This window comes from Streptococcus sp. 2579, assembly GCF_013277195.1.
GTDB lineage: Bacteria > Bacillota > Bacilli > Lactobacillales > Streptococcaceae > Streptococcus.
In genome coordinates, this window is the sequence record NZ_VMMM01000012.1 from 54242 (window position 1) to 80624 (window position 26383).

Annotated in this window: 24 protein-coding genes; 23 read left to right on the forward strand and 1 reads right to left on the reverse strand. The window is 41.1% G+C overall.

The genetic code is table 11. The features are described 5' to 3' along the window. Positions 1 to 26: 26 nt before the first annotated feature. Positions 27 to 221, forward strand: a complete 195-nt coding sequence (locus HT725_RS06910) for a CsbD family protein (RefSeq protein ID WP_000051195.1) — start codon at positions 27 to 29, stop codon at positions 219 to 221. Positions 222 to 266: 45 nt separating this feature from the next. Here the strand turns inward: HT725_RS06910 and HT725_RS06915 are convergent, their stop codons facing one another. Continuing rightward, entirely contained in the window at positions 267 to 1712 is a 1446-nt protein-coding gene (locus HT725_RS06915; protein WP_173253292.1) for a UDP-N-acetylmuramoyl-L-alanyl-D-glutamate--L-lysine ligase, read from the reverse strand. Between the two features lie 105 nt (positions 1713 to 1817). On the opposite strand from HT725_RS06915, the gene HT725_RS06920 reads away from it, so the two are divergent. The 22 genes from HT725_RS06920 to HT725_RS07025 all read left to right on the forward strand — a co-directional run bounded on the left by HT725_RS06920 (position 1818) and on the right by HT725_RS07025 (position 26222). Further along, positions 1818 to 3440, forward strand: coding sequence for a polysaccharide biosynthesis protein (locus HT725_RS06920; protein ID WP_173253293.1), 1623 nt, complete (start codon positions 1818 to 1820; stop codon positions 3438 to 3440). 204 nt (positions 3441 to 3644) lie between these two features. Further along, the gene (locus tag HT725_RS06925) at positions 3645 to 5603 is read left to right on the forward strand and encodes a peptide ABC transporter substrate-binding protein (protein ID WP_173253294.1); all 1959 of its coding nucleotides are present in this window, start codon (positions 3645 to 3647) and stop codon (positions 5601 to 5603) included. Positions 5604 to 5916: 313 nt separating this feature from the next. Continuing rightward, positions 5917 to 6372, forward strand: a complete 456-nt coding sequence (locus HT725_RS06930; RefSeq protein WP_173253295.1) for a hypothetical protein — start codon at positions 5917 to 5919, stop codon at positions 6370 to 6372. 300 nt (positions 6373 to 6672) lie between these two features. Then, positions 6673 to 7767 (forward strand): cystathionine gamma-synthase, encoded by a 1095-nt coding sequence (locus tag HT725_RS06935; RefSeq protein ID WP_173253296.1) that lies wholly within the window; start codon positions 6673 to 6675, stop codon positions 7765 to 7767. Between the two features lie 7 nt (positions 7768 to 7774). Continuing rightward, positions 7775 to 8941, forward strand: a complete 1167-nt coding sequence (locus HT725_RS06940; RefSeq protein WP_173253297.1) for a MalY/PatB family protein — start codon at positions 7775 to 7777, stop codon at positions 8939 to 8941. A 92-nt stretch (positions 8942 to 9033) separates the two neighbouring features. Next, the gene (locus HT725_RS06945; RefSeq protein WP_173253298.1) at positions 9034 to 12132 is read left to right on the forward strand and encodes a DEAD/DEAH box helicase; all 3099 of its coding nucleotides are present in this window, start codon (positions 9034 to 9036) and stop codon (positions 12130 to 12132) included. A 47-nt stretch (positions 12133 to 12179) separates the two neighbouring features. After that, the gene (locus tag HT725_RS06950; RefSeq protein ID WP_173253299.1) at positions 12180 to 12797 is read left to right on the forward strand and encodes a cystathionine gamma-synthase; all 618 of its coding nucleotides are present in this window, start codon (positions 12180 to 12182) and stop codon (positions 12795 to 12797) included. A gap of 10 nt (positions 12798 to 12807) precedes the next feature. Next, the gene (gene murC, locus HT725_RS06955) at positions 12808 to 14142 is read left to right on the forward strand and encodes a UDP-N-acetylmuramate--L-alanine ligase (RefSeq protein WP_173253300.1); all 1335 of its coding nucleotides are present in this window, start codon (positions 12808 to 12810) and stop codon (positions 14140 to 14142) included. A 9-nt stretch (positions 14143 to 14151) separates the two neighbouring features. After that, positions 14152 to 14613: a GNAT family N-acetyltransferase gene (locus HT725_RS06960; RefSeq protein WP_173253301.1), complete on the forward strand. Its 462-nt coding sequence runs from the start codon at positions 14152 to 14154 to the stop codon at positions 14611 to 14613. After that, positions 14610 to 15167 carry a GNAT family N-acetyltransferase gene (locus HT725_RS06965; protein ID WP_240149616.1) on the forward strand — a complete coding sequence of 186 codons (558 nt, stop codon included), beginning with the start codon at positions 14610 to 14612 and terminating at the stop codon, positions 15165 to 15167. Before HT725_RS06960 ends, HT725_RS06965 begins: the two co-directional genes overlap by 4 nt. A gap of 123 nt (positions 15168 to 15290) precedes the next feature. Further along, complete coding sequence (gene mltG, locus HT725_RS06970; protein WP_173253302.1) at positions 15291 to 16955, forward strand: endolytic transglycosylase MltG; 1665 nt, start codon at positions 15291 to 15293, stop codon at positions 16953 to 16955. A gap of 61 nt (positions 16956 to 17016) precedes the next feature. Then, on the forward strand, positions 17017 to 17499 hold the full coding sequence (gene greA / locus HT725_RS06975; protein ID WP_000818760.1) for a transcription elongation factor GreA: 483 nt from the start codon (positions 17017 to 17019) through the stop codon (positions 17497 to 17499). Between the two features lie 80 nt (positions 17500 to 17579). Next, on the forward strand, positions 17580 to 18941 hold the full coding sequence (locus HT725_RS06980) for an amino acid permease (RefSeq protein WP_173253303.1): 1362 nt from the start codon (positions 17580 to 17582) through the stop codon (positions 18939 to 18941). Between the two features lie 99 nt (positions 18942 to 19040). Next, positions 19041 to 19451: a GNAT family N-acetyltransferase gene (locus tag HT725_RS06985; RefSeq protein ID WP_173253304.1), complete on the forward strand. Its 411-nt coding sequence runs from the start codon at positions 19041 to 19043 to the stop codon at positions 19449 to 19451. A gap of 439 nt (positions 19452 to 19890) precedes the next feature. After that, entirely contained in the window at positions 19891 to 20091 is a 201-nt protein-coding gene (locus tag HT725_RS06990) for a F0F1 ATP synthase subunit C (RefSeq protein ID WP_001054562.1), read from the forward strand. A 34-nt stretch (positions 20092 to 20125) separates the two neighbouring features. Next, positions 20126 to 20842 carry a F0F1 ATP synthase subunit A gene (atpB, locus tag HT725_RS06995; RefSeq protein ID WP_000392851.1) on the forward strand — a complete coding sequence of 239 codons (717 nt, stop codon included), beginning with the start codon at positions 20126 to 20128 and terminating at the stop codon, positions 20840 to 20842. A 13-nt stretch (positions 20843 to 20855) separates the two neighbouring features. Continuing rightward, positions 20856 to 21350 carry a F0F1 ATP synthase subunit B gene (atpF, locus tag HT725_RS07000; protein WP_112444247.1) on the forward strand — a complete coding sequence of 165 codons (495 nt, stop codon included), beginning with the start codon at positions 20856 to 20858 and terminating at the stop codon, positions 21348 to 21350. After that, positions 21350 to 21886 carry a F0F1 ATP synthase subunit delta gene (locus HT725_RS07005; RefSeq protein ID WP_173253305.1) on the forward strand — a complete coding sequence of 179 codons (537 nt, stop codon included), beginning with the start codon at positions 21350 to 21352 and terminating at the stop codon, positions 21884 to 21886. The genes atpF and HT725_RS07005 overlap by 1 nt, the downstream gene beginning before the upstream one ends. A gap of 14 nt (positions 21887 to 21900) precedes the next feature. Then, positions 21901 to 23406, forward strand: a complete 1506-nt coding sequence (gene atpA / locus HT725_RS07010; RefSeq protein ID WP_173253306.1) for a F0F1 ATP synthase subunit alpha — start codon at positions 21901 to 21903, stop codon at positions 23404 to 23406. A gap of 15 nt (positions 23407 to 23421) precedes the next feature. Then, the gene (locus tag HT725_RS07015; RefSeq protein WP_173253307.1) at positions 23422 to 24300 is read left to right on the forward strand and encodes a F0F1 ATP synthase subunit gamma; all 879 of its coding nucleotides are present in this window, start codon (positions 23422 to 23424) and stop codon (positions 24298 to 24300) included. Between the two features lie 85 nt (positions 24301 to 24385). Beyond that, positions 24386 to 25792, forward strand: a complete 1407-nt coding sequence (atpD, locus tag HT725_RS07020) for a F0F1 ATP synthase subunit beta (protein ID WP_000094360.1) — start codon at positions 24386 to 24388, stop codon at positions 25790 to 25792. 10 nt (positions 25793 to 25802) lie between these two features. Next, positions 25803 to 26222 carry a F0F1 ATP synthase subunit epsilon gene (locus tag HT725_RS07025; RefSeq protein WP_000068041.1) on the forward strand — a complete coding sequence of 140 codons (420 nt, stop codon included), beginning with the start codon at positions 25803 to 25805 and terminating at the stop codon, positions 26220 to 26222. Positions 26223 to 26383 lie beyond the last annotated feature (161 nt).

Here is a 26383-nt window from a genome sequence, read left to right on the forward strand (position 1 = left end):
GGAATAGAACTAAAGGAGACAATCATATGTCACTTGAAAACAAATTGGAACAAGCAACAGGTGCTGTCAAAGAAGGTTTTGGTAAAGTTACTGGAGACAGCAAGACAGAACTTGAAGGAGCTGTTGAAAAAACAGTTGCTAAGGCAAAAGACGTTGTAGAAGACGCTAAAGGTGCTGTAGAAGGTGCCGTTGAAGGTTTGAAAAACGTTTTTACTAAATAATAGTAAAAAATCAAGGGTTTCATTTTCCCTTGATTTTTTCTATTCTTATAAATAATTTTCTGCGACGGCTGCATCTCCTGAGTAGGATTCTTTTTTGCCTTGGACGATTTGGTAGCAATCGGCTCCCTTACCAGCAATAATGACAGCATCTAATTCGTGATTTGTGATAGCCATAGCTGCCTTGATGGCTTCTTGGCGATCCGCAATCTTTTCAACAGAATGACTAATGTAGCTACTGATTTCATCTGCAATGGCCATTGGGTCCTCATAGTTGGGGTCATCAGCAGTCAGAAAGACTTGAATTTCAGGGTGCTGATTGAGGAGGAGGCCAAAGTCTTTGCGACGACTTTCTCCCTTATTTCCTGTCGAACCCAGAACCAGAGCAATCTTTCCTGTTTGATGAGTCTCTACAACCTTGATTAGTTTTTTTAGACTATCCCCATTGTGGGCATAGTCGATGAAGACCTTGGCTCCATTTTTCTGAGTGAGGACTTCCATACGACCAGGAACGCGGGTTGCAGCAATTCCTTTTTTGATGTCCTCAAGACTAGCTCCGAGACGGAGACAAGCAAGTCCAGCAGCAACGGCATTTTCTTGGTTGAAGTGACCAATCAGTTGGATATCATAGTCTCCAGCAAGTTTACCTGTAGCTGAAAAGCTAAAGGCTTTGGAATTCTCGATTTGGTTATCAGACTGGCTACCATAGAAATCATGGTCTTGATCTGCCACTTGTTCTTTCAAGACAGAAAAGTGGTCCATGTCACTGTTAATGATGACTGCTCGGCTATTTTCCATCAAGAGACGCTTGTGGTAGAAGTAGTCTTCAAAGCTAGGGTGTTCAATCGGGCCGATATGGTCTGGGCTGATATTGAGGAAAACTCCCACATCAAAGATTAGACCATAGACACGTTTGACCAGATAGGCCTGACTGGATACTTCCATGATGAGGTGGGTACGGTCATTTTGCACAGCTTGATGCATCATATCAAAGAGGTCAATGCTCTCAGGAGTTGTCAATGCAGACTTAAAGAAAGTTTTGCCATCTAGAGTTGTATTCATGGTTGACAAGAGGGCGGTTGGGTAGCGTTGAGATAGGATGTTGTAAGCAAAGTAAGCTGCTGTTGTCTTACCCTTAGTTCCTGTGAAGGCGAGAATTTTTAGTTTCTCTTGTGGATTACCATAGAACTCCATGGTAATCAAACTCATGGCTTTCTTTATATCGTTCACAATGATGACAGGGATACCGACTTCGTAGTCTTTTTCAGCTACATACCAAGCTAAGCCTTGTGTTATAGCAGAAAGAAGGTATTCTTTTTTAAAGGCAGCACCTTTTGCAAAAAAAAGAGTGTCTTCTTTTACTTTTCGGCTGTCGTAACTAATGCTATCAAAAACAACTTTGCTGTAGTTGTAGTGATAATGTCCTTGGTCGATAATCTCGCGGAAGAGACCATCTTTCTTTAATATATCTAATACGGTTTCAATCTTAATCATACTTTCTATTGTAAACCGAAAGTCGTAAATTTACAAGTAACAAGGAAAAGTTTATAATGGAAGATAAGGAGTTTTTCCTAGTTATCAAAATTGAATGAGGAATCTATGTCGCACGAAAACAATCACCAGCAGGCCCAGATGTTACGGGGGACTGCTTGGCTAACGGCTAGTAACTTTATCAGTCGTCTACTCGGGGCTATTTATATTATTCCATGGTACATCTGGATGGGATCTTATGCAGCTACGGCAAATGGTCTCTTTACCATGGGCTACAATATCTATGCCTGGTTCTTGCTGGTTTCAACAGCAGGGATTCCAGTTGCGGTGGCCAAGCAAGTTGCCAAGTACAATACCATGCGAGAAGAAGAGCATAGCTTTGCCCTGATTCGGAGCTTTTTAGGATTTATGACAGGACTTGGCCTCGTTTTTGCTTTAGTTTTGTATCTCTTTGCTCCTTGGCTAGCAGACTTGTCTGGCGTGGGCAAAGACTTGATCCCAATCATGCAAAGCTTGGCTTGGGGAGTCTTGATTTTCCCATCTATGAGTGTTATCCGAGGATTTTTCCAAGGGATGAATAACCTCAAACCTTATGCTATGAGTCAAATTGCTGAGCAGGTCATTCGTGTTATCTGGATGCTCCTAGCAACCTTTATCATTATGAAACTTGGTTCAGGAGATTACCTAGTAGCGGTTACCCAATCAACCTTTGCGGCCTTTGTCGGCATGGTCGCCAGTTTTGCAGTTTTGATTTATTTCCTTGCTCAAGAAGGCTTACTCAAAAGAGTCCTTGAAACAGGAGATAAGATTAACAGCAAGCGTCTTTTGGTCGATACTATTAAGGAAGCCATTCCTTTTATCTTGACAGGGTCTGCCATCCAGCTCTTCCAGATTTTGGACCAGCTGACCTTTATCAATAGTATGAGCTGGTTTACCAACTACAGCAATGAGGACTTGGTTATCATGTTTTCTTATTTCTCAGCCAATCCTAATAAAATCACGATGATTTTGATTTCTGTTGGGGTTTCGATTGGGAGTGTAGGCTTGCCGCTTTTGACAGAAAACTATGTCAAGGGGGACTTGAAGGCAGCTTCTCGTCTCGTTCAGGACAGTCTCACCCTACTCTTTATGTTCTTGCTACCAGCAACGGTTGGAGTGGTTATGGTAGGAGAACCTCTTTATACAGTCTTCTATGGCAAGCCAGACAGTTTGGCTATGGGCTTATTTGTCTTTGCAGTTTTGCAGTCTATTATTTTAGGCTTGTACATGGTCTTGTCCCCCATGCTTCAAGCCATGTTCCGCAACCGCAAGGCCGTTCTCTATTTTATCTATGGTTCTATTGCCAAGCTGGTCTTGCAACTGCCTACCATCGCCCTTTTCCACAGTTATGGTCCCTTGATTTCAACAACCATCGCTCTTATCATTCCTAACGTCTTGATGTATCGGGATATTTGTAAAGTAACGGGTGTTAAGCGCAAGGTGATTGTGAAGCGAACCATTTTAATCAGTTTGCTGACCCTAGTCATGTTTCTGTTAATAGGAACCATCCAGTGGCTGTTAGGATTTTTCTTCCAACCAAGTGGACGTTTGTGGAGCTTCTTTTATGTAGCTCTTGTTGGTGCCATGGGAGGAGGAGTTTATGGAGTCATGAGTCTTCGAACCCGTTTGTTGGATAAGGTGATTGGAAAAGCCCAAGCAGACCGCCTGCGAGCAAAATTTAATCTTTCGTAAGATAGCATTTATAAATAAAAGGAATAAGTTGAACAATCTTTTAGGAGAACTTGAAACTTATTCCTTTTTTAGCGTCAAAACAGCTAAAATTATCTTTTAAAAGTAGAAGATAAGGTCTTTTTCGATTTTTTTGGAAAAAAACATTGACTAAACAAACTAAACGTTGTATAATAAAACAAATATTTAAATCAGGAGGTTCTGGAAATGAAAAAGTCTAAGAGCAAATATCTAACCTTGGCAGGTCTTGTCCTGGGTACAGGAGTTTTATTGAGTGCCTGTGGAAATTCTAGCACAGCATCAAAAACATACAATTATGTTTACTCAAGTGATCCATCTAGTTTGAACTATCTAGCAGAAAACCGTGCAACAACAAATGATATTGTGACCAACCTGGTAGATGGTCTTATGGAAAATGACCAATATGGGAACTATGTTCCATCCTTGGCTGAGGATTGGACTGTTTCTAAGGACGGTTTAACCTATACCTACAAACTTCGTAAGGATGCTAAGTGGTTTACTTCTGAGGGAGAAGAATATGCACCTGTAACTGCTCAGGATTTTGTAACCGGTTTGCAATATGCAGCTGATAAAAATTCAGAAGCCTTGTATCTAGTGCAGGATTCTGTTGCAGGTTTGGATGACTATATCACTGGGAAAACAAGCGACTTTTCAACTGTCGGAGTCAAGGCACTTGATGACCAAACGGTTCAATACACCTTGGCTCGACCAGAACCTTACTGGAACTCAAAAACAACCTCAACCATTCTTTTCCCAGTCAATGCAGATTTCTTGAAATCAAAAGGGGATGATTTTGGGAAGGTAGACCCTGCTAATATTTTGTACAGTGGACCTTTCTTGATGAAAGCTTTTGTTTCAAAATCTGTCATCGAATACAAGAAAAATCCTAACTACTGGGATGCTAAAAATGTCTTTGTAGATGATGTCAAATTGACCTACTATGATGGTAGTGACCAAGACGCTCTTGTTCGTAACTTTACAGACGGAGCCTATAGCTACGCTCGTCTCTATCCGAATAGTTCAAGTTATGAAGGAATTAAAGAAAAATACAAAGATGATATCGTCTATAGCATGCAAGATGCCACTTCTTACTTCTTAAACTTTAATCTGGATAGACAATCTTATAAATTCACTTCCAAGACAAGTGATGCTGAAAAGAAATCGACTCAAGAAGCGGTTCTTAATAAAAACTTCCGTCAAGCCATTAATTTTGCCTATGATCGGACAGCTTACGGGGCTCAATCTCAAGGAGAAGATGGTGCAACTAAGATTTTGCGTAACTTGGTTGTTCCTCCAAACTTCGTAAGTATCAAGGGAAAAGACTTTGGTGAAGTAGTGGCTTCTAAGATGGTCAATTATGGTAAGGAATGGCAAGGAATCAACTTCGCGGATGCCCAAGATCCATACTACAATCCAGAGAAAGCCAAAGCCAAATTTGCAGAAGCTAAGAAAGAATTAGAAGCTAAGGGGGTAACATTCCCTATCCACTTAGATAAAAATATAGAGTTGACCAATAAGGCTGAAATTCAAGGAATCAATTCCATGAAGCAATCAATTGAGTCTGTCTTAGGTGCAGAAAATGTTGTGATTGATGTCCACCTACTTTCTACAGAGGACTATGATAGTTCAGGTTATCTAGCTCAAACAGCTGCGCAAAAAGACTACGATCTCTACAATGGTGGTTGGAGTGCGGACTATCTTGATCCATCTAGCTATCTTGATATCTTTAGTGTCAAGAATGGTGGGGTTCTACAAAGTCTTGGACTCGAGCCAGGTGAAGCCAATGACAAGGCCAAGGCTGTTGGATTGGATGTCTACACTCAAATGTTGGAAGAAGCTAATAAGGAACAAGATATTGCAAAACGCTATGAAAAGTATGCTGAAATCCAAGCTTGGTTAGTAGATAGCTCTCTAGCAATTCCAAATGTTTCACTTGGTGGAACACCAACATTGAGAAAAATCGTTCCTTTCTCAACACCATATTCATTGGCTGGTAATAAAGGGGTTGAATCCTATAAATACCTCAAATTACAAGATAAGACAGTCACAACAGACGAATATGAAAAAGCCAAAGAAAAATGGCTGAAAGAAAAAGAAGAATCCAATAAAAAAGCCCAAGAAGAATTGGCAAAACATGTCAAATAAGGATTTTTCACGAAAAACGATGGTTTCGAAAGAAGCTGTCGTTTTTTAATAGAATGATGGTAAATTTGGAAGAAAAGTGCTTACATTTTTTAATTGGTTTATTAAATTTATGTTATAATGAATATAACAAAAATGTGAGAAACTATTTTCGAAAATCTACCCAATGTTGATTGAAGTGTGCACATGCTAGGATGATTTAATAGGAGGGATGCTGTCTACTGGAAAAGTAAGATAAAATGTAACTAATGATAAGTTCTTCTTTAAGTGAAGAATTCTTAACTGGCTATTTAGTGATTTTTATGGAGGTAACATCATGGGCGCTATTATGGAGTTTGCAACAGAAAAACAGATTGAATCATTTCTCTCAACTTGTCGCATTGAAGGGCAAAAGAATTTTCTGATGGCTTTCAAGAAAAAGACATGGTTGAAATCCTTTATTGATTTCTTCGTTGTAGGAGGAGCCTACTATGTTCAGTCGAGTGTGAAGCCTAAGATTCTGGCCTTCACGCCTAAGGGAATCTACTTGATGGACATCAGTGATGTAATAGAAAATCATTCTAATCAAGTCCTAGAGATACCTTGGAATCAAGTTCAAGATTTTACTTATAAGCCAGTCTTGAATACAGTTAGGCTGAACTGGAACTATCAAAATGAAGCCTGTATTTTTTCTGTGGATGTCGGTCAGATCAGTCAGCATGTGGGTCAGTATCAATTTAACAAAGACCATTATGACTATTTAGCCCAACAGGATTTTTTTCGTTCACAGTAAACCCTAGCAATCATTTTCACAAAAGAATCTGGAGTGTTTTCTGGATTCTTTTTTAGTTTTACTAGCTAGTACTCAATGAAAATCAAAGAGCAAACTAGGAAGCTAGCCGCAAGCTGCTCAAAACACTGTTTTNNCGAAGTCAGTAACATATACCTACGGTAAGGCGACGCTGACGTGGTTTGAAGAGATTTTCGAAGAGTATAAGTCTATAGTTTGAAACTATAACTAGCTCTTGAAAAGAAGAAAATGAGTTGATGAAAATAAGTGGTACAATAGTTACTATAGATTTGGAGGAATTGTATGAGCAAGGAATTACACATTAACACAATTTTGGCCCAAGCGGGTATTAAGTCAGATGAAGCGACAGGTGCATTGGTGACACCGCTTCATTTTTCAACGACCTATCAGCACCCAGAGTTTGGTAAATCTACTGGATTTGACTATACGCGCACCAAAAACCCAACTCGCAGTAAGGCGGAAGAAGTCTTGGCGGCTATTGAGTCCGCAGACTATGCCCTAGCGACTAGCTCAGGGATGTCAGCTATTGTACTGGCCTTTAGTGTCTTCCCGGTAGGAAGTAAGGTCTTGGCTGTCCGTGACCTTTACGGTGGTTCTTTCCGCTGGTTCAATCAAGTGGAGCAGGAAGGCCGTTTCCATTTTACCTATGCCAATACAGAAGAAGAGTTGATTGCTGAGCTAGAAAAGGACGTGGATGTTCTCTATATCGAAACACCAACCAATCCCTTGATGTTGGAATTTGATATCGAAAAACTAGCAAAATTGGCTCATGCTAAGGGTGCCAAAGTAGTTGTGGACAATACCTTCTACAGCCCTATCTACCAACGTCCGATTGAAGATGGAGCAGATATCGTTCTCCATTCAGCAACCAAGTATCTAGCAGGCCACAATGATGTCTTGGCTGGAGTGGTTGTGACCAATAGTTTAGAACTATACGAGAAGCTTTTTTACAATCTCAATACGACAGGGGCAGTTTTGTCACCATTTGACAGCTATCAATTGATTCGTGGTCTCAAGACCTTGTCTCTTCGTATGGAACGCTCAACAGCTAACGCCCAAGAAGTGGTTGCCTTTTTGAAGGATTCTCCAGCAGTTAAGGAAGTTCTCTACACTGGTCGTGGAGGCATGATTTCCTTTAAAGTAGCCGATGAAACACGCATTCCTCACATTTTAAACAGCCTCAAGGTCTTCTCTTTTGCGGAAAGTTTGGGTGGGGTAGAAAGTCTCATTACTTATCCAACGACGCAAACTCACGCTGATATTCCAGCAGAAGTGCGCCATTCTTATGGTTTGACAGATGACCTCTTGCGTTTGTCAATTGGGATTGAGGATGCTAGAGATTTGATTACAGATTTGCGCCAAGCCTTGGAAGGATAAGACAAAGATGGGAAAATATGATTTTACAAGCCTGCCCAATCGTTTAGGGCACCATACCTATAAATGGAAAGAAGCCGAAACGGATAGTGAAGTCCTACCGGCTTGGATAGCGGATATGGACTTTGTAGTCTTGCCTGAAATCCGCCAAGCCGTGCAGACTTACGCTGATCAACTGGTTTATGGCTATACCTATGCCAGTGAAGAGTTAATTAAGGAAGTTCAAAAGTGGGAAGCTACACAACACGATTACCACTTTGACAAAGAGGCTCTTGTCTTTATCGAGGGTGTGGTACCAGCCATCTCAACAGCTATTCAAGCCTTTACAAAAGAAGGCGAGGCAGTTTTGATTAACACACCTGTCTATCCCCCCTTTGCACGCAGTGTCAAGTTGAACAACCGTAGATTGATTACCAATTCTTTGGTGGAAAAGGATGGTCTGTTTGAGATTGACTTTGACCGACTTGAAAAGGATTTGGTGGAAGAGGATGTCAAACTCTATATTCTTTGTAACCCTCACAATCCTGGTGGACGTGTTTGGGAAAAAGAAGTGTTGGAGAAGATTGGCCAACTCTGCCAAAAACACGGTGTTTTCTTGGTTTCAGATGAGATTCACCAAGATTTGGCCCTCTTTGGTCACAAGCATCATTCCTTCAATACCATTGATCCTACCTTCAAAGAATTTGCTATCGTCTTGACCAGTGCTACTAAAACCTTTAACATTGCTGGGACAAAAAATTCATATGCAGTTATTGAAAATCCTAAGTTGCGAGTGGCTTACCAGAAACGCCAGTTGACCAATAACCAGCATGAAATTTCAGGATTGGGTTATTTGGCGACAGAAGCCGCCTATCGCTATGGGAAGGATTGGTTAGAGGAACTCAAGCAAGTCTTTGAAGACCACATCAATTATGTGGTGGATTTATTTGGAAAAGAGACTAAAATCAAGGTCATGAAACCGCAAGGAACCTACTTGATTTGGCTTGATTTTTCAGCCTATGACCTGACTGATGAAAGATTGCAAGAGCTGTTGAGAAATGAAGCCAAGGTTATCCTCAACCGTGGTTTGGATTTTGGAGAGGAAGGGAGTCTCCATGCCCGACTCAATGTAGCCATGCCTAAATCTCTGTTGCAAGAAGTTTGTCAGCGAATTGTGACGACTTTTGCCAAACGTTAAAAATCCAGCCTTCTAGGAGAAAAGTCTTCCTAGAAGGCTATTTTCATAGGGGAAAATATGGTATAATAAAAAGATAAGGTAAAGGTAAAAATATGGCTAAATTGATTCCGGGGAAAGTCCGTATCGAAGGCGTTGCCCTTTATGAAACTGGTAAGGTTGACATCATCAAGGAAAAGAACAATCGGCTCTACGCTCGCGTTGCAGAAGAAGAACTGCGCTATAGTTTAGAGGATGATTTGATTTTTTGTGCTTGCGATTTTTTCCAAAAGAGGGGCTACTGTGTGCATTTGGCAGCGCTGGAGCATTTTCTGAAAAATGATGAGCGTGGTCAGGAAATCTTGCAAAGTCTGGAAGAAGGTCATGAAGAAAAAGAGGCTGTTGAAACCAATGTGACCTTGGGTGGCAAATTTTTGGACCGAATCTTGTCTCCAAAATCAGAACGTGCCTATGAATTATCAGCTGTGGGACAAGTGGAAGCAGGAAGCAACCATATCTTGTGGACCCTGAGAATCGGGCAAATCAATAGCCAAAAATACTACGTTATTCGGGATATTCCACTCTTTTTAAAAGTCGTCGAGAAGAGAAAACCTTATATGATTGGTAAAACTTATGAGGAGTCTCTGTCTTGGGAAACCTTTGATAAAGCCAGCCAAGAACTTCTGACTTTCTTACGCGGACTAACGGAAGAAGAACAGGCTCCAGATTTCTTTTTCCAAAACCAAGGTCGGCACCTCTTTTTCCCTCTGACTTTTTTTGAGCAGGGTGTGAATTTACTGATGACCTTGCCTCATTTTCAATTTGACCATCAAGTGGATAGCTACCAGACTCTGCTTTTTCAGGATATGCATGCTGATGCCAATCTATTTGCCTTTACAGTAACAGAATACTCGGACTATTTTGAAATGGAAATCGGTGAGAGTCCAAGGGTCAATGTCTTTTATCAGGGAGCTGTGCTGTTCCATAAAGGACAGGTTTATTTTCTAACAGACCAGCAGATGCGTCTTCTCAAGGAAATCAAAGCGCTGCCTGTGGATCAACATGGGAAAAAATACCTGCAATTTGATAGCAGTGACCGCGATAAGTTGGCTTCCTGTCTGACTCTTTTTAACCAGATGGGGACCGTTTCAGCTCCAGAACGGTTACAAATCAAAACTTTTGCGCCCTCTTTTTACTTTGACAGGGAAGAAGATAATCGGATTCGTTTAGAAATTCAGTTTGATTATGGGGATAGGCAGGTATCAAGCCGACAAAAGCTAGAAGAATTGCCATTTTCAAGTGATGCTGATTTAGAAGAAAGAGTTTTCCAAGTTTGTTTGGCAGCTGGCTTTGAAGCGGATTTTCAATCTTGGCGTCAGGCCTTAAAAGCAGAGTCTGTCTATCATTTCTTTCACGAAATCATTCCAGTCTTTGAAAAACTCGGTCATGTTGATTTATCAGACAAGCTAGAAGAGCTTTATAGCCTAGCGAGTCCTCAAGTGCAGATTGCTTCCAAGGGAGGTCTCTTGGAAATCCAGTTTGATTTTCAAGATATTACCCAAGAGGAAATTGACCAAGCCATGCAGGCCTTGGTTGATAATCGAGATTTTTATATTGGTGCGTCTAATCAAGTCTACTTTTTCGATGAAGAAACCAAGAAAATTCGCCAAAATCTACAGGAACTAGGGCAGTTTGAACTAAAAGATGGCTCCTTACAGGCTCGGAAATCCTTGGCCTACAGTTTAGCTCATCTCTTTGAAGGACGTGACCGTGTTTCTTTTTCACAAGAATTCAGAAATCTGGCCCACGATTTGACGCATCCAGAGGACTTCCCTAGACAAGCAACTCAGGTTCAGGCTGATTTGCGAGATTATCAGGAAAAGGGAATCGGCTGGCTGCAAATGCTCCATCATTATGGTTTTGGTGGGATTTTAGCTGATGATATGGGATTGGGAAAAACCCTGCAGAGCATTGCTTTTTTGACCAGTCAAGTGACAAAAGAAAGTCGGGTTTTGATTTTGGCTCCGTCAGGTTTGATTTACAACTGGGCAGATGAATTTCAGAAGTTTGCCCCACAGTTGGATGTGGCTGTTGTTCATGGATTGAAAGCTAGTCGTGAAGAGATTCTTGCTGAGAGCCATCAAATCTATGTGACCAGCTATGCTACCTTCCGTCAGGATAGTGAGCTTTATCAGGAGATGGACTTTGACTTTCTTTTCTTAGATGAGGCTCAGGTCATGAAAAACGCCCAGACCAAGATAGCCCAGACCTTGAGACAGTTTGTGGTGCCGTCAGTTTTTGCTCTATCAGGGACACCGATTGAAAATCATCTGGGTGAGCTGTGGTCTATTTTCCAAATCGTCATGCCAGGACTTTTGCCAAGCAAGAAAGAATTTATGAAATTGCCAGCAGAGCGAGTGGCTCAGTTTATCAAGCCTTTCGTGATGCGACGCAAGAAAGAAGAAGTTCTGACTGAATTGCCAGACTTGATTGAAGTGGTTTATAAGAATGAACTGGAAGACCAGCAGAAGGCTATCTACCTAGCCCAGTTGCAACAGATGCGAGACCATTTAGCTCAGGTGTCGGATCAGGAATTTCAGCGAAGTCGTGTGGAAATCTTGTCTGGTCTGATGCGCTTGCGCCAAATCTGTGACACTCCTGCCCTCTTTATGGAGGATTATCAGGGAGCCAGTGGCAAACTGGATAGTCTCCGAGACCTGCTGGTCCAGGCGGCAGACGGCGGACACCGTGTCTTGATTTTCTCGCAGTTCAAGGGAATGTTGGAGAAAATTGAACAAGAATTGCCAGACTTGGGCTTAACTTCCTTTAAAATCACAGGTTCAACCCCAGCCAAGGAAAGACAAGACATGACCAAGGCCTTTAACCAAGGAGAAAGAGATGCCTTTCTGATTTCCCTCAAGGCTGGTGGTGTCGGTCTGAATCTGACAGGTGCTGATACCGTTATCTTGGTTGACCTTTGGTGGAATCCTGCGGTGGAGGCGCAAGCCATTGGCCGTGCCCATCGGATGGGACAGGAAGAAACGGTTGAGGTCTATCGCTTGGTGACCAAGGGAACCATTGAAGAAAAAATTCAGGAACTCCAAGAACAGAAGAAACATCTGGTGTCACAAGTATTGGATGGCACAGAGTCACGTGGCAGTCTGACCCTAGCAGAAATTAGAGAAATTTTGGGAATTTCTGAAGCCAGTACTTGAAAAATCAAGACAATACGCTATAATGAAGTGTTGAAAGGAAATAGAAAATGAAACAAGAACGATTTCCATTGGTGTCAGATGACGAGGTCATGTTGACTGAAATGCCAGTCATGAATCTCTATGATGAGTCTGATCTGATCAGTAATATCAAGGGTGAGTATCGAGATAAAAATTATTTAGAATGGGCTCCTATTACTGAAGAGGCGCCAGTAAAACCAATTGAAAAGCAAGTAGAGAAACCTAAAAAGGCTCCTTTAGGGGTAAAAAAAGAAGGAAAGAGCTATGCAGAGGTGGCGCGTGAAGAAGCGCGTGCAGACTTGAAGAAGAAACGCTCTGCTAACTATCTAACTCAGGATTTCAGCCGTGCGAGACGTCATTCTAAATCAGGCCTTGTTAGACAGGGCAACCAACCGACAGCTCCTTTCCAAAAGGAAAATCCTGGTGAATTTGTCAAATATAGCCAAAAATTGACCCAGTCTCATTACATCTTGGCGGAAGAAGTCAAATCTATCTCTACCAAGAATGAAGAAGTGTCAGCACCTGCTCCAAAGAAAAACAACTATGATTTTCTAAAGAAGAGCCAAATCTATAATAAAAAAAGTAAACAAACAGAACAAGAACGTCGGGTTGCCCAAGAGTTGAATCTGACCAGAATTACAGAATAGGGGAGAAAACATGCCAAAGACATATCATTTTATCGGAATTAAGGGATCAGGGATGAGTGCCTTGGCCTTGATGTTGCACCAAATGGGGCACAAGGTTCAAGGATCAGATGTTGAAAAGTACTACTTTACTCAACGCGGTCTTGAGCAGGCAGGAATTACCATTCTTCCTTTTGATGAAAAGAATCTAGACGGTGATATGGAAATTATCGCTGGAAATGCCTTTCGTCCAGATAACAACGTCGAAATTGCCTATGCAGACCAAAATGGTATCAGCTACAAACGTTACCATGAATTTCTAGGTAGCTTTATGCGTGACTTTGTTAGCATGGGAGTAGCTGGAGCGCATGGAAAAACTTCAACGACAGGTATGTTGTCTCATGTCTTGTCTCACATCACAGACACTAGCTTCTTGATTGGGGATGGGACAGGTCGTGGTTCGGCCAATGCCAAATATTTTGTCTTTGAATCTGACGAATATGAACGCCACTTTATGCCTTACCATCCAGAATACTCTATTATCACCAACATTGACTTTGACCATCCAGACTATTTCACAAGTCTCGAGGATGTTTTCAATGCCTTTAATGACTATGCCAAACAAATTACCAAGGGTCTTTTTGTCTATGGTGAAGATGCAGAATTGCGTAAAATTACGTCTGATGCACCAATTTATTATTATGGTTTTGAAGCAGAAGGTAATGACTTTGTAGCTAGTGAACTTCTTCGTTCAACAACTGGTTCAACCTTCACCGTTCATTTCCGTGGACAAGACTTGGGGCAATTCCACATTCCAACCTTTGGTCGTCACAATATCATGAATGCGACAGCCGTTATTGGTCTTCTTTACACAGCAGGATTTGATTTGAACTTGGTGCGTGAGCACTTGAAAACATTTGCCGGTGTTAAGCGTCGTTTCACTGAGAAAATTGTCAATGACACAGTTATTATCGATGACTTTGCCCACCATCCAACAGAAATTATTGCGACCTTGGATGCGGCTCGTCAGAAATACCCAAGCAAGGAAATTGTAGCGGTCTTCCAACCGCATACCTTTACAAGAACCATTGCCTTGTTAGATGACTTTGCTCATGCTTTAAACCAAGCAGATGCTGTTTACCTAGCGCAAATCTATGGATCTGCTCGTGAGGTAGACAATGGTGATGTCAAGGTAGAAGACCTAGCCAATAAAATCAACAAGAAACACCAAGTCATCACTGTCGAAAATGTTTCTCCACTCCTAGACCATGATAATGCTGTCTACGTCTTTATGGGAGCAGGAGACATCCAAACCTATGAATACTCATTTGAGCGTCTCTTGTCAAACTTGACAAGCAATGTTCAATAGGTTATTCTCATGGAAATTCCAATTAAGATCATTCAGGCAAGTCAGTCTGATTTGGCTGAGGTAGTGGTACTTCAAACTTCATCTTTTCCAGCTGAAAAGCAGCAACCTTCCCATATTTTAGAAGAAAGTATCCGTAAGTGTGCGGATACCTTTCTTCTAGCTAGGGATGAAAATCAACTTTTAGGCTATATTCTATCAAGTCCGCAGTCAGACAATCCGCAATGTCTAAAAATACATTCTTTGGTCATCGAGGCTGACCATCAGAGACAGGGCTTGGGAACACTTCTTCTTGCAGCCTTGAAAGAGATGGCAGTTGAGCTGGATTACAAAGGGATTCGTTTGGAGAGTCCTGATGAGCTGCTTTCCTATTTTGAAATGAACGGTTTTATTGATGAAGAAACTTCGCTTTATGCAACTAGCCAGGGATTTAGTATGATTTGGTTTAATCCCTTTTATCTGGAGGCACAATGAAAATCAGACAAGCAAGATTAGAAGATTTAGAACGTATCGTTGAGATTGAACTAGAAAATTTCTCGGTTGAAGAAGCCATTCCTCATTCTGTTTTTGAATCGCATTTGCGAGAAATTCAGACCTCGTTTCTGGTTGCAGAAAAAGAGGGGAGAATCATGGGTTATATTGAAGGGCCAGTTGGTCCCCATCGTCATCTGCAAGACCAGTCTTTTACAGAAGAAATAAAAGACTATAGTCATGAGCCTGGTGGTTATATCTCTGTGACCTGTCTTTCTATTGCCAAGGAGTCACAGGGACTAGGACTGGGTCAAAAATTACTAACAGCCTTGAAAGAAGTTGCTCTTGAGGATAAGAGAGATGGCATTAACCTAACCTGTCATGACTATCTCATCGTCTACTATGAAAAGCATGGATTTGTCAATGAAGGCTTGTCTCAGTCAACCTTTGCAGGGGAAACATGGTATGATATGGTCTGGGAAGCTAATACTCTTCGAAAATCAAATTCAAACCACGTCAGCGTCGCCTTACCGTACTCAAGTACAGCTTGCGGCTAGCTTCCTAGTTTGCTCTTTGATTTTCATTGAGTATAAAAAATAAGCTAGGAAAAGTATCATAGGTTGCTTTTCTTGGACTTTTAAGATATAATATTATGGATTGTCAACAAGGAGGAAAAACTTTTGAGTGAAAAGTCAAGAGAAGAAGAGAAATTAAGCTTTAAAGAGCAGATTCTGAGAGATTTAGAAAAAGTAAAAGGCTATGATGAAGTTCTGAAAGAAGATAAGGCAGTAGTTCGCACTCCTGCAAATGAACCTTCAGCTGAAGAACTCATGGCTGATTCCTTGTCAACGGTAGAGGAGATTATGAGAAAAGCTCCTACAGTGCCTACTCACCCAAGTCAAGATGTACCAGCTTCTCCAGCAGATGATATTCAAAGAGAAACTCCTGGTGCTCCAAGTCATCCAAGTCAAGATGTACCTTCTTCTCCAGCGGAAGAAAGTGGTTCAAGACCAGGACCAGGTCCTATTAGACCTAAGAAACTTGAAAGAGAATACAATGAAACCCCAACAAGGGTAGCTGTTTCCTATAAGACGGCAGAGAAAAAAGCAGAACAAGCAGGTTCAGAAACACCTACGCCTGCTACAGAAACAGTGGATATCATCAGCGATACACCACGTCGTAGCCGTAGAGAAGGAGCAAAACCCGTTAAGCCTAAGAAAGAGAAGAAGTCACATGTGAAAGCCTTTGTGATTTCATTCCTTGTATTCCTTGCCTTGCTCTCAGCAGGTGGTTACTTTGGTTACCAGTATGTTCAGGCATCTTTACAGCCTGTGGATGCTTCATCGAAACAATATGTGACTGTTGGAATTCCAGAAGGTTCAAACGTTCAAGAAATCGGTACGACGCTTGAAAAAGCTGGTTTGGTAAAGCATGGTCTGATTTTTAGCTTTTATGCTAAGTATAAAAATTATACCGATTTGAAAGCAGGTTACTACAATTTGCAAAAGAGTATGAGTACAGAAGACTTACTCAAAGAGTTGCAAAAAGGTGGAACAGATGAACCACAAGAACCTGTCCTTGCGACTTTGACAATTCCAGAAGGTTATACCTTGGATCAGATTGCTCAAGCTGTGGGTCAATTGCAAGGTGACTTCAAAGAGCCTTTGACAGCGGAGGCTTTCTTGGCAAAAGTTCAAGATGAGACGTTTATCAGTCAAGCAGTAGCTAAATATCCTACTTTATTGGAAAGTTTGCCTACAAAAGACAGCGGTGCGCGTTATCGTTTGGAAGGATACCTTTTCCCAGCTACATACTCTATCAAGGAAAGCACAACTATTGAGAGCTTGATTGATGAGATGTTGGCAGCTATGGACAAGAACCTATCTCCTTATTATAGTACTATCAAATCTAAAAACTTGACTGTCAATGAGTTGTTGACCATTGCTTCCTTGGTCGAAAAAGAAGGTGCCAAGACAGAAGATCGTAAGCTCATTGCCGGTGTATTCTACAATCGTTTGAATCGTGATATGCCACTTCAAAGTAACATTGCAATCTTGTATGCCCAAGGAAAACTGGGGCAAAATATCAGCCTAGCTGAGGATGTTGCGATTGATACCAACATTGATTCACCTTATAATGTTTATAAAAATGTAGGTCTCATGCCTGGTCCAGTCGATAGTCCAAGTCTGGATGCGATTGAGTCAAGCATCAATCAAACTAAGAGCGATAACCTCTACTTTGTAGCAGATGTCACAGAAGGCAAGGTCTACTATGCTAACAATCAAGAAGACCACGACCGCAATGTCGCTGAACATGTCAACAGCAAATTAAACCAAACAAACTAAAATTATGTGATACTTCACATAATTTTCTTTCGAAAATATCATCAGAAGAAAGTTGAGAAAAATGGCAGAAAAAACATATCCTATGACCCTTGAGGAAAAGGAAAAACTTGAAAAAGAATTAGAAGAATTGAAATTGGTCCGCCGTCCAGAAGTGGTAGAACGCATTAAGATTGCCCGTTCATACGGTGACCTTTCAGAAAACAGTGAGTACGAAGCAGCTAAGGATGAACAAGCCTTTGTTGAAGGACAAATCTCTAGCTTGGAAACAAAAATCCGCTATGCTGAAATCGTCAATAGCGACGCAGTTGCCCAGGACGAAGTAGCGATTGGTAAAACAGTCACTATCCAAGAAATTGGTGAGGACGAAGAAGAAGTTTATATTATCGTAGGTTCAGCTGGTGCGGATGCCTTTGCAGGTAAGGTTTCAAATGAAAGCCCAATTGGACAAGCCTTGATTGGCAAGAAAACAGGTGACACAGCAACCATTGAAACGCCTGTTGGTAGCTATGATGTAAAAATCTTAAAGGTTGAAAAAACAGCCTAAAACAGAAGAAAGGAGTGGGGAGGCTGTGCGCTTCACTCACTCCTTTTTCCATTTTAAATTGAATTGAAATTGGAGACTATATGAGTTCAAAGAAAAAAAACAAGATGGAGCGTGGTCTGACCAATCGTCATGTGCAGGTTATGGCAATCGCTGGAACAATCGGAACAGGACTCTTTTTGGGAGCAGGTCGCTCTATCAGCCTAACAGGTCCTTCCATTGTACTGATTTATATGATTACTGGGGCTTTCATGTTCCTCATGATGCGTGCTGTTGGGGAAATGCTTTACCAAGACCCTGAGCAACATACCTTTATCAACTTTATCACACGCCATTTGGGTAAGGGCTGGGGCTATTTCTCGGTTTGGTCTTACTGGCTATCTGTTGTCTTTATCGGTATGGCGGAAATCACTGCTATCGCACATTATGTGCAATTTTGGTTCCCAACTTGGCCAAGTTGGATGATTGAGATTGGATTTTTGACCATTCTAGCCTTGGTCAATCTGATTGCGGTAAAGCTCTTTGGAGAAGTTGAGTTTTGGTTTGCGATGGTTAAGATTGTGGCTATTTTAGCCATGATTGCAACAGGAGTCTTTATGGTCTTGACAGGCTTTAAGACACCTCATGGAGTAGCAAGTTTAGCCAATATTGCTGATAATTTCTCCCTCTTCCCAAATGGAGGTGTCAACTTTGTCATGGCCTTCCAGATGGTCTTTTTTGCCTACCTTATGATTGAGTTTATCGGGGTCACAACTTCTGAAACCAAAAATCCACGTCATGTCTTGCCAAAAGCTGTTAAGGAAATTCCTCTACGAATCGTCTTTTTCTATGGCGGAGCCCTCTTGGCCATTATGTCCATCATTCCATGGCGTGAACTGGCTTCTGCTGATTCTCCCTTTGTTACAGTATTTGAATTGGCCGGTATCAAGTGGGCAGCAGCCTTGATTAACTTCGTCGTTTTGACCTCAGCAGCATCTGCTCTTAACTCAACCCTTTATTCAACAGGGCGCCATTTGTATCAGATTGCTCATGATTCGCCAAATCGCTTCCTAAAGGCTATCAAGGCAGATACTCTTTCTCGCCACAATGTGCCACAAAATGCCATCATTGCCTCAGCGATTTTGATTGCCCTAGCAGCCTTTATCAACGTCTTGCCAGGAGTTTCGGATGCCTTTGCCTTGATTACGGCATCATCATCAGGTGTCTATATTGCCATTTATATCTTGATCATGGTAGCTCACCTTAAATACCGCAAGTCACCAGACTTTATGGCGGATGGCTATCTCATGCCCCATTATCGTTTCTTAAATCCTTTAACCATGCTCTTCTTTGCCTTTGTCTTTGTAACCCTCTTTTTACAAGAGTCTACATTTGTAGGAGCAATCGGATCAGCTATCTGGATTATCGGTTTTGGGATTTATAGCCAGTGGAAATTTAGAAAATAGATTAAGAACTCATCAACTCAGGTTGGTGGGTTTTTCTAGTTTGACAGTCTATTGAAATAAGACTATAATCAAGCTGTATCAGTTTTCAAGGAGGTTTGGATGTACTTTAGATTGGAAAATAAGGAATCCCAGAAGGCGCACGAAATTGGGAATTTGATTCGTGCTTATAACCGTTCAAAAAGAGAAGAGGCTGAAAGTGAGCCACTTAATCTTTATGTCGAAGATGAAAAGGGCAATCTCCTGGCAGGTTTGATAGCAGAGACTTTTGGAAATTGGTTGGAGATAGAGTATTTGTTTGTGAAAGAGGAATTGCGAGGGCAAGGAATCGGTTCAAAACTATTGCAGCAAGCAGAAACTGAAGCTAAGAATCGAAACTGTCGTTTTGCTTTTGTCAATACTTACCAGTTTCAAGCTCCAGATTTTTATAAAAGGCATGGCTACAAGGAAGTCTTTAGGTTACAAGACTATCCCTACATTGGGAAAAGATATTATTACCAAAAGGATTTGTAAGGTGAATATGGAGGTGGACTGATGGATATGAGTAACTATCGATAAATACCAGTTAAATCCTACAACTTGTGTCTTTCTGGGCAATATTGGGTACAATGCAATGGCAGTTGAGAAATTGGGAATCAACTCCTATCAGGTTAAGAAAAAAAGTGATGTTGTTGATATTTTAAAACAATTTATTTAAACTAAAAACTCTCTATCTTTTTAAATTGACCTTAATCCGAGATTCCCCTCTCGGATTTTGTGTTGCTTTCATTAAATTTACAGGTAAGACTTGCTAGCTTCAGTAAATATACACAAGCTTTTCAGAATAGAGTGAAATACGAAAGAAAATGGAAGTAATTTTCATTAAACGCTTCCAATGTGCAAAAAAAGTTGACAAATTTAAATTTTAGGACTACACTAAGTAAGTAAATTTTATTTTAAAGGAGAATTCGTTATGAATTTAACATTTTTAGGCTTATGTATTGCCTGTATGGGCGTATCTGTCGGTGAAGGTTTATTGATGAATGGACTGTTTAAATCAGTAGCACGCCAACCAGATATGCTTTCTGAGTTTCGTAGTTTGATGTTTTTAGGTGTTGCCTTTATTGAAGGAACTTTCTTTGTAACTCTTGTCTTCTCATTTATTATCAAATAAATACATGGAACGAGAAGAAAAGGGAGGATTTTAGATGGAAGAAAGTATTAATCCAATCATCTCTATTGGTCCTGTTATCTTCAATCTGACTATGTTAGCCATGACCTTGTTGATTGTGGGAGTTATTTTTGTCTTTATTTATTGGGCAAGCCGCAATATGACCTTGAAACCCAAAGGAAAGCAAAATGTACTTGAGTATGTCTATGACTTTGTTATTGGATTTACAGAACCTAACATTGGTTCGCGCTACATGAAAGATTACTCACTCTTTTTCCTTTGTTTATTTCTTTTCATGGTGATTGCCAATAACCTTGGCTTAATGACAAAGCTTCAAACGATCGATGGGACTAACTGGTGGAGTTCGCCAACCGCTAATTTACAGTATGACTTAACCTTATCTTTTCTTGTCATTTTGTTGACACATATAGAAAGCGTTCGTCGTCGTGGATTTAAAAAAAGTATAAAATCTTTTATGAGTCCTGTTTTTGTCATACCGATGAATATCTTGGAAGAATTTACAAACTTCTTATCTTTGGCTTTGCGGATTTTTGGGAATATCTTTGCAGGAGAGGTCATGACGAGTTTGTTACTTCTTCTTTCCCACCAAGCTATTTATTGGTATCCAGTAGCCTTTGGAGCTAATTTGGCTTGGACTGCATTTTCTGTCTTTATTTCCTGCATCCAAGCTTATGTCTTTACTCTTTTGACATCTGTGTATTTAGGGAATAAGATTAATATTGAAGAGGAATAGAAAGGAGTAACTGATGCACGTAACAGTAGGTGAATTGATTGGTAATTTTATTTTAATCACTGGCTCTTTTATTCTTTTGCTAGTCTTGATTAAAAAATTTGCATGGTCTAATATTACAGGCATTTTCGAAGAAAGAGCTGAAAAAATTGCTACTGATATTGACAGTGCTGAAGAAGCCCGTCAAAAAGCAGAAGTATTGGCTCAAAAACGCGAAGATGAATTGGCTGGTAGCCGTAAAGAAGCCAAGGCAATCATTGAGAATGCGAAAGCAACAGCTGAGAAAAGTAAGGCTAGTATTTTAGTAGATGCTAAACTAGAAGCAGGACGCTTAAAAGAAAAAGCAAACCAAGAAATTGCTCAAAACAAAGCTGAAGCTTTACAAAGCGTTAAGGGTGAGGTAGCAGATTTGACCATCAGCCTAGCTGGTAAAATCATCTCACAAAACCTTGACGGTCATGCCCATAAAGAACTCATTGATCAGTATATCGATCAGCTAGGAGAAGCTTAATGGACAAGAAAACAGTAAAGGTAATTGAAAAATACAGCATGCCTTTTGTCCAATTGGTACTTGAAAAAGGAGAAGAAGCCCGTATCTTTTCAGACTTGACTCAAATCAAGCAAGTTGCTGAAGAAACAGGTTTACCTTCTTTTTTAAAAAAAGTGACAGTAGATGAGTCTGACAAGAAAAAAACGATTGCTTTTTTCCAAGACTCTGTGTCACCTTTATTACAAAACTTTATCCAGGTTCTGGCCTACAATCACAGAGTAAATCTTTTTTATGATGTGCTTGTAGATTGCTTGGACCGACTTGAAAAAGAAACAAATCGATTTGAAGTGACGATTACTGCTGCTCATCCTCTAACTGATGAACAAAAGAGTCGTTTGCTCCCTTTGATTGAGAAGAAAATGTCTCTGAAAGTAAGGAGTGTAAAAGAAGAAATCGATGAAAGTCTCATTGGTGGTTTTGTTATTTTTGCCAATCACAAGACAATTGATGTGAGTATTAAACAACAACTTAAAGTTGTTAAAGAAAATTTGAAATAGAAAGTGGTGTTCTTTTGGCAATTAACGCACAAGAAATCAGCGCTTTAATTAAGCAACAAATTGAAAATTTCAAACCCAATTTTGATGTGACTGAAACAGGTGTTGTAACCTATATCGGGGACGGTATCGCGCGTGCTCACGGCCTTGAAAATGCCATGAGTGGAGAGTTGTTGATCTTTGAAAACGGTTCTTATGGTATGGCTCAAAACTTAGAGTCAACAGACGTTGGTATTATCATCCTAGGTGACTTTACAGATATTCGTGAAGGCGATACAATCCGCCGTACAGGTAAAATCATGGAAGTCCCAGTAGGTGAAAGTCTGATTGGTCGTGTTGTGGATCCGCTTGGTCGTCCAGTTGACGGTCTTGGAGAAATCCACACAGATAAAACTCGTCCAGTAGAAGCGCCAGCTCCTGGTGTCATGCAACGTAAGTCAGTCTCAGAACCATTGCAAACTGGTTTGAAAGCTATTGACGCCCTTGTACCGATTGGTCGTGGTCAACGTGAGTTGATTATCGGTGACCGTCAGACAGGGAAAACAACCATTGCGATTGATACAATCTTGAACCAAAAAGATCAAGATATGATCTGTATCTATGTCGCAATTGGACAAAAAGAATCAACAGTTCGTACGCAAGTAGAAACACTTCGTCAGTACGGTGCCTTGGACTACACAATCGTTGTGACAGCTTCTGCTTCACAACCATCTCCATTGCTTTTCCTAGCTCCTTATGCTGGGGTTGCCATGGCGGAAGAATTTATGTACCAAGGGAAGCATGTTTTGATTGTATACGATGATCTATCAAAACAAGCGGTAGCTTATCGTGAACTGTCACTCTTGCTTCGTCGTCCTCCAGGTCGTGAAGCCTTCCCAGGTGATGTTTTCTATCTTCACAGCCGTTTGCTTGAGCGCTCAGCTAAAGTTTCTGATGAACTTGGTGGTGGATCAATTACAGCCCTACCATTTATCGAGACACAAGCAGGAGATATCTCTGCCTATATCGCAACCAACGTGATTTCTATCACTGATGGACAAATCTTCCTTGGCGATGGTCTCTTCAATGCGGGTATTCGTCCAGCCATCGATGCGGGTTCATCTGTATCACGTGTAGGTGGTTCTGCACAAATCAAAGCCATGAAGAAGGTTGCTGGTACACTTCGTATTGACCTTGCTTCATACCGTGAGTTGGAAGCCTTCACTAAGTTTGGTTCTGACTTGGATGCGGCAACACAGGCTAAATTGAACCGTGGACGTCGTACAGTTGAAGTATTGAAACAACCTGTTCATAAACCATTGCCTGTTGAGAAACAAGTAACCATTCTTTATGCTTTGACACATGGTTTCTTGGATACTGTTCCAGTAGATGATATTGTTCGTTTCGAGGAAGAGTTCCATGCCTTCTTTGATGCTCAACATCCAGAGATTTTGGAAACCATTCGTGATACAAAAGACTTGCCAGAAGAAGCAGTCTTGGATGCTGCGATTACAGAGTTTCTCAATCAATCTAGCTTCCAATAAGAATAGAGGTGTCAGATGGCAGTATCTCTAAATGATATTAAAACAAAAATCGCCTCAACAAAAAATACGAGTCAAATCACTAATGCCATGCAAATGGTATCGGCTGCTAAGCTAGGTCGCTCTGAAGAAGCTGCTCGCAACTTCCAAGTTTACGCTCAGAAAGTTCGCAAACTTTTGACAGACATCCTTCATGGTAATGGAGCTGGTGGTTCAACTAATCCCATGTTGATTAGCCGTCCAGTTAAGAAGACAGGTTATATCGTCATTACTTCAGACCGCGGTTTGGTTGGAGGTTATAATTCCTCTATTCTGAAAGCTGTTATGGAGTTGAAGGAAGAATACCACCCAGACGGTACAAGTTTTGAAATGATCTGTATCGGTGGAATGGGAGCTGATTTCTTTAAGGCCCGTGGTATTCAACCACTTTATGAACTACGTGGCTTGGCAGACCAACCTAGCTTTGATCAAGTTCGTAAGATTATTTCAAAAACTGTTGAAATGTACCAAAATGAACTTTTTGATGAGCTTTATGTTTGTTACAACCACCATGTCAATACCTTGACAAGCCAGATGCGTGTGGAACAAATGCTCCCAATTGTGGATTTGGATCCAAATGAAGCGGATGAAGAATATAGCTTGACTTTTGAATTGGAAACCAGCCGAGAAGAAATTTTGGAGCAGTTGTTGCCTCAATTTGCAGAAAGTATGATTTACGGTGCTATTATCGATGCTAAGACAGCTGAAAATGCTGCTGGTATGACAGCAATGCAAACAGCGACAGATAATGCTAAGAAAGTCATCAATGATTTGACAATTCAGTATAACCGTGCCAGACAGGCGGCGATTACACAAGAAATTACAGAAATTGTAGCAGGAGCTAGTGCCTTAGAATAGGGTCTAGTCCAGCTCGCATGAAAATGAACTTAGGACCTAGTTTAGCTAGGAACCGACAGTATCTTATATAGAATAGGAGAAGGAGATGAGTTCAGGTAAAATTGCTCAGGTTATCGGTCCCGTTGTAGACGTCTTGTTTGCAGCAGGGGAAAAACTTCCTGAGATTAACAATGCACTTGTCGTCTACAAAAATGACGAAAGAAAAACAAAAATCGTCCTTGAAGTAGCCTTAGAGTTGGGAGATGGTATGGTTCGTACTATCGCCATGGAATCAACAGATGGTTTGACTCGTGGAATGGAAGTATTGGACACAGGTCGTCCAATCTCTGTACCAGTAGGTAAAGAAACTTTGGGACGTGTCTTCAACGTTTTGGGAGATACCATTGACTTGGAAGCTCCTTTTACAGAAGACGCAGAGCGTCAGCCAATTCATAAAAAAGCTCCAACTTTTGATGAGTTGTCTACCTCTTCTGAAATCCTTGAAACAGGGATTAAGGTTATCGACCTTCTTGCCCCTTACCTTAAAGGTGGTAAAGTTGGACTCTTCGGTGGTGCCGGAGTTGGTAAAACCGTCTTAATCCAAGAATTGATTCACAACATTGCCCAAGAACATGGTGGTATTTCAGTATTTACCGGTGTTGGGGAACGTACTCGTGAGGGGAACGACCTTTACTGGGAAATGAAAGAATCAGGCGTTATCGAGAAAACAGCCATGGTATTTGGTCAGATGAATGAGCCACCAGGAGCACGTATGCGTGTTGCCCTTACTGGTTTGACAATCGCTGAATACTTCCGTGATGTAGAAGGCCAAGACGTGCTTCTCTTTATCGATAATATCTTCCGTTTCACTCAGGCTGGTTCAGAAGTATCTGCCCTTTTGGGTCGTATGCCATCAGCCGTTGGTTACCAACCAACACTTGCTACGGAAATGGGTCAATTGCAAGAACGTATTACATCAACTAAGAAGGGGTCTGTAACCTCTATCCAGGCTATCTATGTGCCAGCGGATGACTATACTGACCCAGCGCCAGCAACAGCCTTCGCTCACTTGGATTCAACAACAAACTTGGAACGTAAGTTGGTACAATTGGGTATCTACCCAGCCGTTGACCCACTTGCTTCAAGTTCACGTGCCTTGGCACCTGAAATCGTTGGAGAAGAGCACTATGCAGTTGCTGCAGAAGTAAAACGTGTCCTTCAACGTTACCATGAATTGCAAGATATCATTGCTATCCTTGGTATGGATGAGCTTTCTGATGAAGAAAAGACCTTGGTGGCTCGTGCCCGTCGTATCCAGTTCTTCTTGTCACAAAACTTCAACGTTGCGGAACAATTTACTGGCCAGCCAGGCTCTTATGTTCCAGTTGCTGAAACTGTACGTGGCTTTAAGGAAATCCTTGATGGTAAATACGACCACTTACCAGAAGATGCCTTCCGTGGTGTAGGTTCTATCGAAGATGTGATTGCAAAAGCTGAAAAAATGGGATTTTAAGAGGTGATCTATGGCTCAGTTAACTGTCCAGATCGTGACACCAGATGGTCTCGTCTATGATCACCATGCCAGCTATGTATCGGTTCGAACTCTGGATGGTGAGATGGGGATCTTGCCACGACATGAAAATATGATTGCGGTTTTAGCAGTTGATGAAGTAAAGGTAAAACGTATTGATGATGAAGATCACGTGAACTGGATTGCAGTAAATGGTGGCGTTATTGAAATTGCCAATGATATGATTACAATCGTCGCTGACTCTGCAGAACGTGCTCGTGATATCGATATCAGTCGTGCAGAACGTGCCAAACTTCGTGCAGAACGTGCAATTGAAGAAGCACAAGACAAACACTTGATTGACCAAGAACGTCGTGCGAAGATTGCACTGCAACGTGCCATTAACCGTATTAATGTCGGAAATAGACTATAAGAAAAAATGAACTTGAAAATACCAAGTTCATTTTTTATGGTGTTTTGTACTCAATAAAAATCAAAAAGCAAGCCAGGAAGCTAGCCACAGGTTGCAGATAGAACTGACGAAGTCAGCTCAAAACACAGTTTTGAGGTTGTGGATAGAACTGACGAAGTCAG